Raw genomic sequence first — 14,445 nt, forward strand, 5'->3', positions numbered from 1 at the left:
CTGCGCATAAATACGACACAGGGAGGCAGACAAATGTTGGAGAGCATTGTCCGCAGCAGCTTGATGCTGGCCGCGGCCGCGACCCCTTTGCTGGTCGCCTGCGGCGGAGGTACCGCCAGTAATCCGGCACCCATCACCCCGGCGCAATGCTCGGGTTCGTCATGCGCGAACCAGGGCCCGCCCAGTAGCGCACCCACGGCCACGGCGCTGTGTCCCGCCGCGGCGGACATCGCGGCGAACACGTATCTGGGCGGCGCAGGCAGTGGCGAGGTCGTGAGCCTGAACATCGACCCGACGAAGATGACGTACACGCTCACGTTCCTCACCTCGCCCATTCCCGTGGCGGCGAGTTCGGTGCAAAACACGCGTGCCGGCCTCACCATCACGGGCGCCGTGCAACATCCGCCCGCGGGCTCGCTGCCCACCGCCGCGCAGATCACGTGTGCGTTCCAGCTTCAGGCGGGCACGGGGACGATCAACGGCAGCACCTACACCACGGCGTACAACGCCAACAATCCGCCCACGATCTATGTTGGCTTTGGCGTGGCGGGCGGCGGCATTCCGGGCGCGACCGTGAACATCGACGGCGACACCACCGCGAATCTGCTCTTCAGCGGCGTCGCGCCGCGCACGTTCGACTTCTATCCGTTCATCGGCTTTTCGTCGGTGAGCACGAGCCTTGCCGATCTCAAGGGCTCGTATAACGCGCTGCTCTATCACATCCTGCCTTCCAGCAGTTTTGCGCCGGCGGCGAAGGTGACACAGGAGCAGTACGACGCCAGCGGCAATTGCAGCGTGCCCGGCGGCGCGACCAACACGAGCTGCGCAACCGCCGCGAATGCATGGACGGCGAGCACGAGCGGCAGCTATTTCGACAGCGCCGACGCACCGCAGATCGAGACGCCCACACCGTTGCCGTTCCCCTTGAATCTCGGCAACAACGTCATCGTGAGCCGCCAGGGCGGCGCCGGGCACCTGATCCTCGGCAAGCTCAACGGGGCCATCGTGCCCGTGGTCGTACGCACCGGCTACGTGAACGAAACCATCAGCCTGAGCAACCAGATCGCCGTGGACGACGAGTCAGGCATCGCCCTGCTCGCGCCCGCGACGATGCTCAAGTCGGGCGCGTTCGACGGCAGCTACATCGGCGCGGACTCGAACTTCGCCTACACGGCAACGCTCATCAACGGCCAGCAGGCCGGCTTCCTCAAACCCTCGACGATGACGACGCAGAGCCAGTTCACGCTCGACTACACGCAGACGCACCCCGGCCTGATCGGTGTGACCGATTCCCAGGGCAAGGCGGGCAATCTGATTGCGGTGGGCGGCCTTTACGGCATCTTCATCGACGGCGAGGAAAACGGCGGCGTCACGGCCAGTTCGGCGAACAGCGCCACGCCCAATCAGCCTTACTTCGGTGTCGGTGCACTGATCCAGCCACAGTAGTCCATCAGGCGGTCGCGGCAGCCCGATCCGTCACGACCGCCTTAATTTCGCACTACGAATGACAGGCCAGGCGCTCTCGCCAACAACAAGACTCTGGAGACGCGGTATGAACTGGAAATTTTTAGCGGCGCTCTCGATTGCCGCACCGATGATCGCTGCGCTCAGCGCGTGCGGTGGCGGCAATGGCAGCAGCAGTAGCGCGCCGCTCGTGGAAACAGCGCTGTGCCCCACCTCGCTCGACTACAACACCGTCTACACCGGCGGCGGCGGCGACGGCGAACTCGTCAAGCTGCAGCTCGACACGGCCAAAATGACCTGGCAGATCACCTATGTCGAGTCGCCGATCCCGCAGACCACGGGCACCGTGACGCCCACGCGCAAAGGCCAGGTCGCCACCGGCACGCTGACGGCGGAAACCGGTCTCCCCACGGCGAAGCTCAACCAGTGCGCGTTCCGCCTGAACGGCGCGAGCCTCGATCCCAACCGCCCGGCGCGCGTATTCATCGGCGAAGGGGTGGCCGGCGGCACGATTCCGGGCGCCGAGATCGCGTACAAGGGCTCGGGCGGTATTGGCGTCGTGCCGGACACGACGTTCCCGTACTACCCGTTCATCGGCTTCTCCGCGATCGAAACGAATCTCGCGAACGTCGCCGGCACGTACAGCCAGCTCGGCTATCACAAGGTGCCTTCGCAGAATTTCCAGCCCGCTGCGGTTGACGCGAGGATCACGATCAATGCCAACGGCACATGGACCGAATGCGACAACACGGGCGTGAACGCCGGCAAATGCCAGCAGCCCGGCACCAACTTCGCGCAGTCGGCCGATGGCAGCGGCGCGTTCGAAACCGATCACTTCCAGGGGCAGGTCAAGCCGACGCTCGTCACTACGGAGCCGGCCGGCAAGGGCTTCATGATCGTCGGCAAGCTGCGCGGGCAGCTCGTGCCCGTGCTCGTGCGCACCGGCGTGGCGTATCCGCAGGTCGGCGTCGATCCGCAAAGCGGCGCCACGGGCCCGGTGGCCGACGACGAATCGGGCATCTCCGTGCTCGCGCCGCAAACGGCCATCGCGCAAGGCTCGCAGAACGGCGAATACATCGGCGGGGACAGCCAGTTCGACTATCGCACGCTCGCGTTGGAGGGCACCCAGGCCACGCTGCTCGATCCGTTCAACGCCTCGCAGGCCGCGCTCGCCACCGCCCTCGATCTGAACTTCGCCCAGACCGTACCGGGCACGGTGACGACCACGCACGTGGGAGCCTCCACCGGCGCGACACCCACCGGCAAGATGATCTTCACGGGCGGCGTGTTCGGCTACCTCGACATGACGACGCCATCGGACCCGTACTTCACGGCTGGCGCGTTCGTTCAGTAAGGATCACGAAGCAACGTATCGAACAATAACCGGCGCGGCGAACCGCGCCATTCACGAGGTGGCCACTCCCGGCCGTCGCGCAACGCGGCGGCGGCCGGGCCGCAAAGGCGCGCGCAGCAAAGGCGGACGATGCATGCCGGGCATCCCGAAGCATGCATCGAGCCGCCCCGCGCGCGGGTAAGGGCACACCCGCTCCTGGGAGGGACATCATGAAACGCATGGCAGTGGCGGCGCTGACCGCCGGGCTGACGGCGAGCGCGTATGCGCAGCACGCCGGCGACAATGTCGTCGCACTCGGCTGGTTTCACGTCACGACGCAGAATTCGAGCACGCCGCTCACCACGGACGTCGCGCCCGTGCCGATCAACACGCCGCTGCGGCTGCCCAGCTCGTTCACTTCGGCGGGCACGGGGCTTTCGGCATCGAACGCGGATACGGTCGGCCTCGTCATCAGCCACTTCTTCACGGACCATATCGCGCTTACCTCGGTGGCGGGCGTGCCGCCCACCTTCAAGCTCTATGGTCACGGCACGATCAAGCCGCCAGGCCCAGCGGGCGCGCTCGGCAGCCAGAATCTCAACGATCCGGCAACGAACCCCATTGTCGGCAGCGTGCGCCAATGGAGCCCGGCGCTGATCTTCCAGTACTACTTTCGCGACGCCGATGCGAAATTCCGCCCGTTCCTCGGCATCGGCGTGTCGTACAACTGGTTCTCGGATATCCAGCTCAACCCGAACTTCGTGAAGGCCACCCAGGACGATCTCGGCTCCGTGCTCGCGGCGGGCGCGGGCAAGCCAGGGCAAACGCAGATCAGCGCGAAGGCGTCGTCGTCGTGGTCGCCGGTTTTCAATCTCGGGGCGACCTACAACGTCACGAAGCATCTGGGGATCGTTGCGTCGGTCACCTATATTCCGCTGAAGACGACGTCATCGGTGATCGTCAAGGCTGCGGACGGCAGCGAGCTCGGCGTGAGCCGGGCCGACCTCAAGGCCGATCCGATCATCTCGTTCCTTGCGCTCTCTTACCGCTTCTAGGGGCGCGCCGGGCCGGCGCAACAGCGAGGCGGCGCCTGCGCGTAAGGGCGAGAAAGGGCACGCCCGGGCACGGACCTGAGCGTGTACCCAGGCGCGCTCGCGTGGGCCGGGCCGCTCGCGCTAAAATCGCTGCATGCCGAAAACGCCCAAAGCCCCCGTGACCGATACCGCGCCCGAGCGCGTCACCGACAGCGAATACACCGTCGACGAACTCGCTCGCGTGGCGGGCACGACGGTGCGCAACGTGCGCGCCTATCAGGACCGCGACCTGCTCATGCCGCCCGAGAAGCGCGGGCGCGTCGGCATTTACAACGACTCGCACGTTGCGCGGCTCAAGCTCATCAACCACCTGCTGGCGCGCGGCTACACGCTCGCCAACATTCAGGACCTCATCCTGGCGATCGACGACGGCGGCGACCTGCGCTCGATCCTCGGCCTCGAGAATGCGATTGGCGGTCCGTGGTCGCACGCGCGGCCGAAAACATATTCGCTGCCGCAGCTCATCAAGCTGTTCGGGCCGCAGGCGCCGAGCAGCCTTGCGCGCCTCGCAGACCTCGGGCTGCTCGAACGCCAGGGGCTGTCGTTCGTCTCGCGCAATCCGGGCATGCTCGACGCGGCGGCCGCAACCGTGCGCGAAGGCATTCCCGCGCGCGAGCTGCTCGACGTGCTCGAAGAAACGCGTCCGCATTTCGACGCCATCGCGCGCGTGCTGGTGGAAATGGTCGTGCGCCATCTGGACCGCTACGATCAGGGCGCGCTGCCGCCCGCCACGGACATGCCCGCGCTCGTCGACGCGATCTGGCGGCTGCGCCCGCTTTCCACGGTGTTCGTCGAGCACGAGATCCTGCGCGCGCTCGAAGCGCAGTCGAGCGACTATCTGGGCGGCCGGGTCGCGACGATCCTCGACAAGACGCTCGGCCGCGAGCGTGCGAGCGAGGCCGCGCCTTCGCCCGCTTCCGCGCCTGCCAGCGCCGCGAAGAAACGCGCGCCCAAAGCCGCGCCTCGCAAGAGCGCCGCGCGCGCGCCGGCTGCAGCGAAACCGGCTCGCCCGGCGAAGAAAACCGCGCTCAAGAAGCGCTGAACGCGCACGTCCTCCCTGCTGGTTTCTGCTTTGCCGAACGTGTGAAAGGCCCCGCCAGGCGGCCTTTCGCGCGCTCGCGCCCCCTTTGCGCCCCTACGGTTGTTGATGAGTTAGAGCGCTGAATCTAGCCCCTTGCGCATCGACGTCGATCGCACTATGTTTACATCCATCAATGTCACAGTCATAGATGGATCGACAACAGGGAGACGCTCCGGATGAACGCACCCGCCCGTACCGGCGACGCGATCGGCATCGCCATCATCGGCACTGGCTTTGCCGGCCTTGGCATGGCGATCCGCCTGCTGCAAAGCGGCAACCAGGACTTCGCGGTGTTCGAGAAGGCCGACTCCGTGGGCGGCACGTGGCGCGACAATCATTACCCCGGTTGCGCCTGCGACGTGCAATCGCACGTGTACTCGTTCTCGTTCGCACCCAATCCGCGCTGGACCCGCATGTTCGCACCGCAGCCCGAGATTCGCGCCTATTTGAACCGCTGCGTCGATCGCTTCCGGCTTTTTCCGTGGCTCAACTTCGGGCACGCACTCACGAACGCGACATGGGACGAGGCCGCGCACTGCTGGCGCCTCGCGTTCGCCAATGGCCGGCGCCTCACCGCTCGCGTGCTGATCTCGGGCATGGGCGGCCTTTCGCGCCCCGCGTTGCCGGCGATCGAGGGACTCGACAGCTTCGAAGGCAAGACCTTCCACTCGCAGCACTGGGACCACGGCTATGCACTCGAAGGCAAGCGCGTCGCGGTCATCGGCACGGGGGCAAGCGCCATCCAGTTCGTGCCGCAGATCGCGCCGCGCGTGGCGCAGCTCTCGCTCTTCCAGCGCACGCCGCCGTGGATCATGCCCAAGCCCGATCGCGCCATTTCGGGCTTCGAACAATGGCTGTTCCGCACGCTGCCCTTCACGCAAACGCTTGCGCGCGCAGGGCTCTACTGGCTGCTCGAAACGCGCGTGCTCGGCTTCGCGGTGCATCCCGCGCTGATGAAGAACGTGCAGAAGCTCGCGTTGCGCCATATCCGCCATCAGGTGCCCGATCCTGAACTGCGTGCGGCCGTGACGCCCGACTACACGATAGGCTGCAAGCGCGTGCTCATTTCGAACGACTACTATCCGGCGCTCTCGCGCAAGAACGTGCAGGTGGTGACGAACGCGATCGAGCGGGTGGACCGCACCGGTGTCGTGACCGCCGATGGCGTGCATCACGAGGTCGATTGCCTGATCTACGGCACCGGCTTTCAGGTGGCCGATCCCTTCCCGCCGGGCACGATCGTGGGCCGCGGCGGCATCGATATCGTCGAGACCTGGCGCAACGGCGCGCATGCCTACCTCGGCACGAGCTTGCCTGGTTATCCGAACTTTTTCATGCTGGTCGGCCCGAACACCGGACTCGGCCACAACTCGATGGTGTTCATGATCGAATCGCAGATCGAGTACGTGCTCGGCGCGCTCGCCGCCATGAAGCACGACGGCGCCGATTCGCTCGAGGTGCGGCCTTATGTGGAAGCGCGCTACAACGAGCGCATCCAGAACAAGCTTGGCCGCGCGATCTGGTCGGTGGGCGGTTGCAGGAGTTGGTATCTCGACCCCCGCACCGGCCGGAACACGACGCTGTGGCCCGGTTTCACCTGGCGCTTTCGCCGCGCCACGGCGCACTTCTCCCTCGCCGATTACCAGGTCTATCGCGCGCCGCATGCCGCGCAGGACGAAGCGCCGCTCACCGTCGCCACGCAACCCACCGAGGCCGCCTGACCAGGCGCAATCGCCCCACCCGGAGCCCGCCCATGAAACGCTTTGACAACAAGGTCGCCGCCATCACCGGAGCCGGCTCGGGCATGGGCCGCGCGCTCGCGCTCCAGCTTGCCGGCGCCGGCTGCCATCTCGCGCTCGCCGACCGGAACGCCCCGGCGCTCGAGGAGACCGCCCGCATCGTGGGCGCGCTTGCCCCTTCGGTGCGCGTGAGCACGCGCGTGCTCGACGTGAGCGAGCGCGACGCCGTATTCGCGTGGGCCGACGAGACGGCGGCCACGCACGGTGGCGTCAATCTCGTCTTCAACAACGCGGGCGTCGCGCTGTCGAGCACCATCGAAGGCATGGCGTACAGCGATCTCGAATGGATCGTGAACATCAACTTCTGGGGTGTCGTGCATGGCACGAAAGCATTTCTGCCGCATCTGAAGGCATGCGGCGAAGGGCATATCGTCAATACCTCGAGCGTGTTCGGTCTTTTCGCACAACCAGGCATGAGCGGCTACAACGCGACCAAATACGCCGTGCGCGGCTTCACCGAAGCGCTGCGCCAGGAACTCGACATGATGCGCTGCGGCGTGTCCGCGACCTGCGTGCATCCGGGCGGCATCCGCACGAACATCGCGCAATCGAGCCGCGTCGCGCCCAACATGGTGGGCTTCATGGTGGCTAGCGAGCAGCAAGGCAAGGACGACTTCGAGAAGTTTTTCATCACCACCGCCGACGACGCGGCCCGCGCCATCCTGAGCGGCGTGAAGCGCAACGCGCGGCGCGTGCTGATCGGCCGCGACGCGCGCGCGGCGGACTGGCTCGCGCGCACGCTGCCCGCCGCCTACCAGGCACTGGTCGTGTTGAGCGCGCGGCGCGAAGCCGCGAAGGCACGCCGCCGCGCCGCGCGCGGGTCGGCCGCCACGCCATGAACAACAGCAGGCACACAACAGGGAGCCATAACATGATGCCGATACGGCGCGACATCCGCTTTGCATTGCCGCCCGAGAGGGCGTGTGACTGGCACGTCGAGGGCGTGCCGGTCACCCACTTCTTCAACGCGCTTTCGCTGCTCTTTCCCGCGGGCGAGCGCTTCTTCATGGATTCGGTGCGGCATTATCGCGACCGCATCGAGGACCCCGAACTCAAGAAGCAGGTCATGGGCTTCATCGGTCAGGAAGCGATGCACACGCGCGAGCACGTCGAGTACAACGACTTGCTGCAGGCGGCAGGCTTGCCCGCGCACAAGCTCGACAAGCGTCTGTGGGCCATCCTCAATTTCGCGCGCAAGGTGTTGCCGCCTTCGCTGCAACTCGCGCAAACCGTGGCGCTCGAACACTACACGGCCATGCTCGCCGACCTGCTGCTCGCCGACACGGGCACGCGTATCGAAGGCTCGGTGGCGGGCTACAAGCAGATGTGGCTCTGGCACGCGCTGGAGGAAACCGAGCACAAGTCGGTCTCGTTCGATGTCTGGAATCTCGTGATCGAGCCAGGCGTCAAGCGCTATCTCATGCGAACCGGTACGATGCTCGCCACCACGGTTCTCTTCTGGCTCATCGTGTTCGACTATCACCTGGCGCTCTTGCGCGCGCACCGCCGACGCCAGGGCAAGGGGCGCGGCATGTGGAAGCTCGTGAAGTTTCTCTACGGGCCGCGTCACGGCGTGTTTTCCGGCATCGCGCTCGAATGGCTGCGCTTTTTCAAGCCCGGCTTTCATCCGTGGGATCACGACAACCGGCGGCATCTCGCGCGCATTGACGGCCTCGTTGCGCAGATCGACGAGGCCAACGCGCAGTACGCCTCGCGCGCCGCCCCGCGCCGCGTGCCGCTGCATCCGGCGGCAACGCCGCGCGCGGTGTGAGCCACGTCATGCGCGGCGCGCCCGAACCCGTGTTCGTCCAGTCCGACGACGTGCGCCTCGCGGTCTACGTCAGCGGGCCCGTCGATGCGCCGCCCGTCGTGCTCGTACACGGCTACCCCGACTCGGCGCGCATCTGGAGCGCGCTGCGCAGCGAACTGGAGACGCGCTTTCGCGTGATCGCCTACGACGTGCGCGGCATGGGGGCCTCCGAAGCGCCGCGTGCGCAGTCTGGCTACGCGCTCGCGCAACTCGCGCGCGATCTGTTTGCGGTCGCCAATGCCACCTGCGGCGCGCAGCCATTTCATCTGCTGGCGCACGACTGGGGGTCGATCCAGTGCTGGGAGGCCGTGACCGATCCGGCAAACACCTCGCGCATCGCTTCGTACACCTCGATTTCCGGTCCTTGTCTCGACCATGTGTTTCTCAAGCCGCGCGTTCCCGCGCAATTGCTGAAGTCGTGGTACATCGCATTCTTTCATCTGCCGCTCGTGCCCGAACTCGCCTGGCGGCTCGGCGGCGCAGCGTTGTGGCCGTGGTGGCTGCGCAAGACCGAGCGCGTGCGCGTCGAGCCTGATCCCCGGCAGTTGCGCAACGCGCTCAACGGGCTGCAACTCTATCGCGCGAATTTTCTTGCGCGTGCGCGGCGCCCGCGCGAGCGCCGCACGCGTATTCCGGTGCAGTTCATCGTGCCGCGTTTCGACCGCTATGTGACGCCGGCCATGTCCGAAGGCATCGAGCGCTGGCTTGGACAACATCAGCGCGAGATTATCGCCGCGCCGCATTGGGCCGTGGTGAGCGAGGCACGGCAGATCGCGGCGCGCTTCACGCGTTTTGCCACGTGCGCTTCGCCTCGCGCACAAGGCTTCGAACCCAACCTGCACTCTGAGGACCGCCAGTGAACCCACTTGCCCTGCCTGCCGCGGTCATTGCCGCCGGCGCCGCTCTCGTCGCAGGAAGCGCCGCGCTCGCCGCATTCTCGCGACGCGCCACGCGCCGCATCGAAGCCGCCGTGCCGATGGACGGTCAACTGATCGACATCGACGGCGACCGGATTCATTACGTCGAATACGGCAGTGGGCCGCCCATGGTGTTCATTCACGGTCTGAGCGGGCAAATGCGCAACTTCGCGTGGCTGCCCATGCAGGCGCTCGCGCGCGAACATCGCGTGATACTCATCGACCGCCCGGGCTCCGGCTACTCCACGCGCGGGCCGCACGCATCGGCGACCATCCGCGCGCAGGCGCGCACGGTCGCGCGCTTCATCGAAGCGCTGGGTCTCGAATCGCCGGTGCTCGTCGGGCATTCGCTGGGCGGGGCAATCGCGCTGGCCGTGGCGCTCGATCATCCGCACGCCGTTTCGCGGCTGGCATTGATCGCGCCGCTCACGCACGTACAAACCGAGGTGCCCAGGGCCTTTCGCGCGCTCGTGCTGCGCTCGCACGCCGTGCGCCGCTTCGTGGCGCGCACGTTCGCGACCCCCATCGGACTCGCGACCAGTTCCGCCGTCCTCAAGCAGGTGTTCGCACCCGAGGCCGTACCGGGCGATTTCCGCACGCGCGGCGGCGGACTGCTGAGCTTGCGGCCCAGCGGCTTCTACCACGCCTCGGCTGATCTCATCGCGATTGAAGACACCGACGATCTCGCGCAGATGGAGCGACGCTACGCACAACTGATCGTTCCCGTCGATGTTTTGTTTGGACGCGACGACATCGTACTGAATTGGACCCGACACGGCGACGCGCTGAGCCGCCTCACGAGCCAGGTGACGCTCAAGGTGGTGAGCGGCGGCCACATGCTGCCCGTCACCGCGCCGTCCACGACCTATGACTGGCTGCTCTGCGCGCTCGCGGGCACGGTGCAAGCGGGCCACGCGCGCGCGATCGAGGCGGATCAGCCGGGCACGGACACCGGTTCGCCGGCACCGGGCGTGCTGGGCAATCCGTCTGCGACTTAGCCGACCTCGCCACGCGGCGTGCGCTGCGTGAAGAGGAAACCGCGAAGCTGAAAAATGCGTCGGCCCGCGTGCGAACGCGCGGGCCGCAAGCATTCATCAAGGGAGACAGGCAATGAAAGTTCAGAAAGCGCGGACGTTCATCGCGTGTGCGGTGCTTGCGCTCGCCAGCGCCACGGCATTCGCCCAGAGCGACGGCACAGAAACAGGCAACGCATCGCCAGGCGCGACGTCCGCCGCCGAAGTCGCGAAACTGAGCGTCGATCAACAGGTACGCTGGCTGCAGCGCGCGCAGAAGACCGACGCGCTCACGAAGCTGGACGACGCGCAGCTCACCGCGCTCTTCGAGGCGTTCGATCCGCTCGTCGTGCCCACGCTCATCAAGCTCGGCCCGGCTGGCTATCCCTCATACGAATTCGTGCTGTCGCGCTGGGAGCGCCTGAACGGCAAGTGGCCCGCGAAGCCCGCGCACATGCTGGTGAAGCTGGATCACGAGCCGCTGCGCATCTACGCGAAATGGCTGCCTGACAGCGATCATTCGGGCGAGGAGGTGATCTACGACGCCTCGAAGCGCCACGACGAAATGTACGGACACCTCGGCGGCCTGCTCGGCGTGATGCCGATGTGGACCGCGCTCGACGGCACGCTCGCGCGCTCGCAGTCGAATCACAAGATCACGGATCTCGGCACCGAATTCATCGTGAGCCAGTTCATGACCGACGCGAAGAAGTACGTCGAAGTGGGCGCGTCATACAAGCCGCAAGTCGAGGTGAAAACGATAGATGGCGTGCGCGTCGTGGCGCTGACCTACGTTTCGCCGAGCGGCAAGCCGCAATTCTACGCGAAGAAGCAGACGCTCGGGCTGGACCTGCGGCATCCGTATTTCCGCACCGTCGAAGCCTACGGCGACGACGGCCAGATGTTCGAGAAAATCGTCATCGACAGCATCACGCCGAAGTCCTTCGACGACGACGCATTCGATCCGAAGAATCCCGAATACAAGTTCTGAAACCTGGGCCGCGAGGGCAAAGGTGAGACTTTTCGGGAGGAGAGCACGACGTTCGACTCCTGGAACTCCTCACCTATCGTTGTATCGGTGAACTCACGATGCGGTGAATGACTCACCGCCGCGCGCTCAACGATACTTCTGCAGTTCGGCATCGGTGATCGGTTGCGCCGGCAGATTCAGCATACCCGGCAGGTCGCCCAGCTTCGGCAGGCCGCTGACATTGGCCCAGCGGCCGCCCGAGCCCTGATAAACAAGCGTAGGCGTACCGTCGAAACCGAGGTCCTGAAAGAGCTTGATGTTGTCGTCGAGCTTGCTCTTGTCGGCGGCCGAAATGTGCGCGAGCGGCGCGATGCCGCCCGATTCGTCCTTCTCCGAGTAGTGCGTTTCCAGCTCTTTGAGCAGCGCAGCGCCGTCTTTCGCCTCCAGCAACGCGGCCGCCTTGCCCGCCGAATCGGGCTTCAGAAAGCCCATAGGAATCCAATGCACTTGCAGGCCGACCGCTTCATACGGTTGCAGCGCTTTCCACACCAGGTGACAGTAAATACAGTTTGGGTCCATAAAGACATAAAGCGTCGACTTCACGTTCGACCCATTCGCACCTTCGACGATCGCACTCGCATTCTGCAGGCTTGCAGCCGCCGTTGCGGGCAACCAGGTGGGCTCAGGAGCCGCGGCGGCCATGGCGCCGGCGCTCATGGCCAGTGCGCCTGCGGCGATCAGCATGCGTGTGAACTTCTTCATTCTTTTCCTCTGACTTGGATAGCGCGTCACGTCGCGCGCCTGTGAAGCGAAGGCTCGTATCTTAGGGTCGGGCCGTGGCACGTCACTGACGCCAATATGGCAGAGGCGTCAGGTGAGCAGCAAAGGTGAGAGTTTGCGGGAGGACGTTGGGCCCTTAAAACTTGAACCGCAACTGAAACCCGATGGTAAACGGCAGATCGTCAGACGGTATCGGCGGAATGACGATGAAGTTCACGCCCACGCGCTTGTACGCGACCATCACGATAGGCGCGACCACGGGCCCGATCGTATGGTCGTGGCCAAGGCCCCAGTTGCCATAGTTGTAGCCGGAGATGATGCCGCCCATCGCCGCGAGCCGCACGAAGCCCCAGTGCAGAAACTCGGGCGCCCACACTGCGCCGCCATAATAAGAGGGCCGGCGCAAGGAGTTGCGAAAGCCACCAGCCGTGAGCGCCCACGTATCGCCGGGCCAGCATTCGACGCCGAGGCCCGGGTTGAATTGTTCGAAGTCCTTGTCGGGATGGATGTGGTACGAGCCCACCATCGCATCGACCCACAGTCCCGAACTACACCAGTTCGCCGCGTGTGCCGACTGCGCCGCGCCGAACAGCAGCGGCAGGAGCAGCAGGGCAGCCGCCGCGCCGCGTTTCGTTCTCTTCGATTGCGTGTTCGCTCGCGTTGTCGCGTTCGTTGTCGTTATGGTAGTTGCGCCACCTTGCTTCTGCCAAAACCGCATGGGCTCTCCGTCCTTTCTTGCGCCGATCCACCTGGGGATCGCCTGTTTTCTGATTGCTGGTTCGCGGTGAATGACGAACTGTACCGCAACCCGATGCGTGCGCAATGGAGTCCAGGCTCGGATCGGGCAACTCGCTCACCGCTGGCATGGTGCCGCGTAGCGAGTCGTCCCGATGAAAGCGAAGCGTCAGAGGCCGAGCTCGGTGAGGCCCGGATGATCGTCGGGACGGCGCCCGAGCGGCCAGTGGTAGAGACGATCCGCCTCACGGATCGGCAGGTCGTTGATCGATGCGTGACGGTGCGCCATCAGGCCGTTCGCGTCGAACTCCCAGTTTTCGTTGCCATACGAGCGAAACCAGCTGCCCGAATCGTCGTGCCACTCATAGGCGAATCGCACCGCGATGCGATTGTCCGTGTACGCCCATAGCTCCTTGATCAGGCGATAGTCGAGCTCGCGCGCCCACTTGCGCGTGAGAAGTTCGACGATGGCCTCGCGGCCCGTCACGAACTCGGCGCGATTGCGCCACACGCTTTGCGGCGTGTACGCAAGCGAAACGCGTTGCGGGTCGCGCGTGTTCCAGCCGTCTTCGGCGGCGCGCACTTTCTGTATGGCGCTCTCGCGCGTGAACGGCGGCAGCGGCGGACGCACTTCGGGCGAATCACTCATGGTCTTGCTCCTTGCGTTGGATGGCGCGCCTGGACGGTGCGCGCGATGGGGATCGGTTTTGGGAATCGGCACCGCTTTTCGGTGCGAGGGTGTCGAGCAACGATCGGCCTGCCGCGCGCGCGTCGAGCGCCGCATCGGCGTCGCCGCTTACTAACGCGACACCGATCGCGCCGTCGATCAGGATCAGCCATTGCCGCGCGAGGCGGGCGGCGACCCGGCGATCGACGCCGACGCTCGCGGCCCACGCCTCGCTCTGTTCGCGCACGAAGTCGAGCAGACGCTCCTTGTGTTCGCGCGCGACCACGCGCACGGGGTCGTCGGACGACGCGATCTCACCCGCGGCGTTGAGAAACGCGCAACCGTGAAAGCCTTCGGACGTGAACCACTCGCGCAAGACGTCGAACATGCCGACAAGGCGTGCCTGCGGCGTACGTCCGTGAGCGAGCGTGCCGGCGACGAACCACCGCATCCAGCGCTCGTCGCGCCGCGAAAGCGCAGCCGCGACTAACGCGTCCTTCGATTCGAAGTACGTGTAGAAGCTCTTGCGCGCCGCACCCGCTGCGCGAACGATCGCATCGACGCCCGTTGCGTGAATGCCGCCCGCGTAGATCAACGCCTCGGCGGCTTCGAGCAGGCGCTCGCGCGCGTCGGCCTGCGGCGCGTCTGCATACGCTTCGGAGTTCGTTACGGCGGGCGGGCTCATGGCTAGTCTCGTTCAGCGCGATTGCGGCGGGATTGCGGAAATCAGCGGGAGAATGATCGTTCTCCCAGCCCGCAATGTAGAACGATCATTCTCCGAA

14 protein-coding genes are annotated in these 14,445 nt (G+C 65.7%); 10 read left to right on the forward strand and 4 right to left on the reverse strand.

The window, feature by feature from the left end:
- Nucleotides 1–33: 33 nt before the first annotated feature.
- The 10 genes from AB4Y42_RS33865 (at nucleotide 34) to AB4Y42_RS33910 (ending at nucleotide 11,502) form a co-directional block, all read left to right on the forward strand.
- A complete protein-coding gene (locus AB4Y42_RS33865) occupies nucleotides 34–1,446 on the forward strand; it encodes a DUF2957 domain-containing protein (RefSeq protein WP_368696573.1) in 1,413 nt (470 codons plus the stop codon).
- 106 nt (nucleotides 1,447–1,552) lie between these two features.
- Nucleotides 1,553–2,818, forward strand: a complete 1,266-nt coding sequence (locus AB4Y42_RS33870) for a DUF2957 domain-containing protein (RefSeq protein ID WP_368696574.1) — start codon at nucleotides 1,553–1,555, stop codon at nucleotides 2,816–2,818.
- Between the two features lie 209 nt (nucleotides 2,819–3,027).
- Nucleotides 3,028–3,852 (forward strand): OmpW family protein, encoded by an 825-nt coding sequence (locus tag AB4Y42_RS33875; protein ID WP_368696575.1) that lies wholly within the window; start codon nucleotides 3,028–3,030, stop codon nucleotides 3,850–3,852.
- 133 nt (nucleotides 3,853–3,985) lie between these two features.
- A complete protein-coding gene (locus AB4Y42_RS33880) occupies nucleotides 3,986–4,933 on the forward strand; it encodes a MerR family transcriptional regulator (protein ID WP_368696576.1) in 948 nt (315 codons plus the stop codon).
- A 215-nt stretch (nucleotides 4,934–5,148) separates the two neighbouring features.
- Nucleotides 5,149–6,693 (forward strand): flavin-containing monooxygenase, encoded by a 1,545-nt coding sequence (locus tag AB4Y42_RS33885; protein WP_368696577.1) that lies wholly within the window; start codon nucleotides 5,149–5,151, stop codon nucleotides 6,691–6,693.
- 32 nt (nucleotides 6,694–6,725) lie between these two features.
- Nucleotides 6,726–7,610, forward strand: coding sequence for an SDR family NAD(P)-dependent oxidoreductase (locus AB4Y42_RS33890; RefSeq protein WP_368696578.1), 885 nt, complete (start codon nucleotides 6,726–6,728; stop codon nucleotides 7,608–7,610).
- Between the two features lie 32 nt (nucleotides 7,611–7,642).
- A complete protein-coding gene (locus AB4Y42_RS33895) occupies nucleotides 7,643–8,542 on the forward strand; it encodes a metal-dependent hydrolase (RefSeq protein WP_368696579.1) in 900 nt (299 codons plus the stop codon).
- Nucleotides 8,543–8,550: 8 nt separating this feature from the next.
- A complete protein-coding gene (locus AB4Y42_RS33900; protein ID WP_368696615.1) occupies nucleotides 8,551–9,441 on the forward strand; it encodes an alpha/beta fold hydrolase in 891 nt (296 codons plus the stop codon).
- Nucleotides 9,438–10,496: an alpha/beta fold hydrolase gene (locus AB4Y42_RS33905; RefSeq protein ID WP_368696580.1), complete on the forward strand. Its 1,059-nt coding sequence runs from the start codon at nucleotides 9,438–9,440 to the stop codon at nucleotides 10,494–10,496. Before AB4Y42_RS33900 ends, AB4Y42_RS33905 begins: the two co-directional genes overlap by 4 nt.
- Before the next feature lie 112 nt (nucleotides 10,497–10,608).
- On the forward strand, nucleotides 10,609–11,502 hold the full coding sequence (locus AB4Y42_RS33910; protein WP_368696581.1) for a DUF1571 domain-containing protein: 894 nt from the start codon (nucleotides 10,609–10,611) through the stop codon (nucleotides 11,500–11,502).
- Nucleotides 11,503–11,628: 126 nt separating this feature from the next.
- On the opposite strand, the gene AB4Y42_RS33915 is transcribed toward AB4Y42_RS33910, so the two are convergent.
- The 4 genes from AB4Y42_RS33915 to AB4Y42_RS33930 all read right to left on the reverse strand — a co-directional run bounded on the left by AB4Y42_RS33915 (nucleotide 11,629) and on the right by AB4Y42_RS33930 (nucleotide 14,348).
- Nucleotides 11,629–12,243, reverse strand: a complete 615-nt coding sequence (locus tag AB4Y42_RS33915; protein ID WP_368689133.1) for a thioredoxin fold domain-containing protein — start codon at nucleotides 12,241–12,243, stop codon at nucleotides 11,629–11,631.
- A gap of 154 nt (nucleotides 12,244–12,397) precedes the next feature.
- Nucleotides 12,398–12,979 carry a hypothetical protein gene (locus tag AB4Y42_RS33920; RefSeq protein WP_368696582.1) on the reverse strand — a complete coding sequence of 194 codons (582 nt, stop codon included), beginning with the start codon at nucleotides 12,977–12,979 and terminating at the stop codon, nucleotides 12,398–12,400.
- Between the two features lie 186 nt (nucleotides 12,980–13,165).
- The gene (locus AB4Y42_RS33925; protein WP_368688703.1) at nucleotides 13,166–13,645 is read right to left on the reverse strand and encodes a DUF1348 family protein; all 480 of its coding nucleotides are present in this window, start codon (nucleotides 13,643–13,645) and stop codon (nucleotides 13,166–13,168) included.
- Nucleotides 13,638–14,348, reverse strand: a complete 711-nt coding sequence (locus tag AB4Y42_RS33930; protein ID WP_368696583.1) for a TetR/AcrR family transcriptional regulator — start codon at nucleotides 14,346–14,348, stop codon at nucleotides 13,638–13,640. Before AB4Y42_RS33930 ends, AB4Y42_RS33925 begins: the two co-directional genes overlap by 8 nt.
- Between the last annotated feature and the right edge of the window lie 97 nt (nucleotides 14,349–14,445).

The sequence above is a fragment of the Paraburkholderia sp. EG286B genome, assembly GCF_040965655.1.
In the GTDB taxonomy this organism is placed as follows: Bacteria; Pseudomonadota; Gammaproteobacteria; order Burkholderiales; family Burkholderiaceae; genus Paraburkholderia.

Coding starts and splice junctions, on each gene's coding strand:
- AB4Y42_RS33900 (WP_368696615.1), top strand. CDS start 8,551: ATGCGCGGCGCGCCCGAACCCGTGTTCGTCCAGTCCGACGACGTGCGC.
- AB4Y42_RS33890 (WP_368696578.1), top strand. CDS start 6,726: ATGAAACGCTTTGACAACAAGGTCGCCGCCATCACCGGAGCCGGCTCG.
- AB4Y42_RS33920 (WP_368696582.1), bottom strand. CDS start 12,979: ATGCGGTTTTGGCAGAAGCAAGGTGGCGCAACTACCATAACGACAACG.
- AB4Y42_RS33915 (WP_368689133.1), bottom strand. CDS start 12,243: ATGAAGAAGTTCACACGCATGCTGATCGCCGCAGGCGCACTGGCCATG.
- AB4Y42_RS33895 (WP_368696579.1), top strand. CDS start 7,643: ATGATGCCGATACGGCGCGACATCCGCTTTGCATTGCCGCCCGAGAGG.
- AB4Y42_RS33870 (WP_368696574.1), top strand. CDS start 1,553: ATGAACTGGAAATTTTTAGCGGCGCTCTCGATTGCCGCACCGATGATC.
- AB4Y42_RS33880 (WP_368696576.1), top strand. CDS start 3,986: ATGCCGAAAACGCCCAAAGCCCCCGTGACCGATACCGCGCCCGAGCGC.
- AB4Y42_RS33875 (WP_368696575.1), top strand. CDS start 3,028: ATGAAACGCATGGCAGTGGCGGCGCTGACCGCCGGGCTGACGGCGAGC.
- AB4Y42_RS33925 (WP_368688703.1), bottom strand. CDS start 13,645: ATGAGTGATTCGCCCGAAGTGCGTCCGCCGCTGCCGCCGTTCACGCGC.
- AB4Y42_RS33865 (WP_368696573.1), top strand. CDS start 34: ATGTTGGAGAGCATTGTCCGCAGCAGCTTGATGCTGGCCGCGGCCGCG.
- AB4Y42_RS33885 (WP_368696577.1), top strand. CDS start 5,149: ATGAACGCACCCGCCCGTACCGGCGACGCGATCGGCATCGCCATCATC.
- AB4Y42_RS33910 (WP_368696581.1), top strand. CDS start 10,609: ATGAAAGTTCAGAAAGCGCGGACGTTCATCGCGTGTGCGGTGCTTGCG.
- AB4Y42_RS33930 (WP_368696583.1), bottom strand. CDS start 14,348: ATGAGCCCGCCCGCCGTAACGAACTCCGAAGCGTATGCAGACGCGCCG.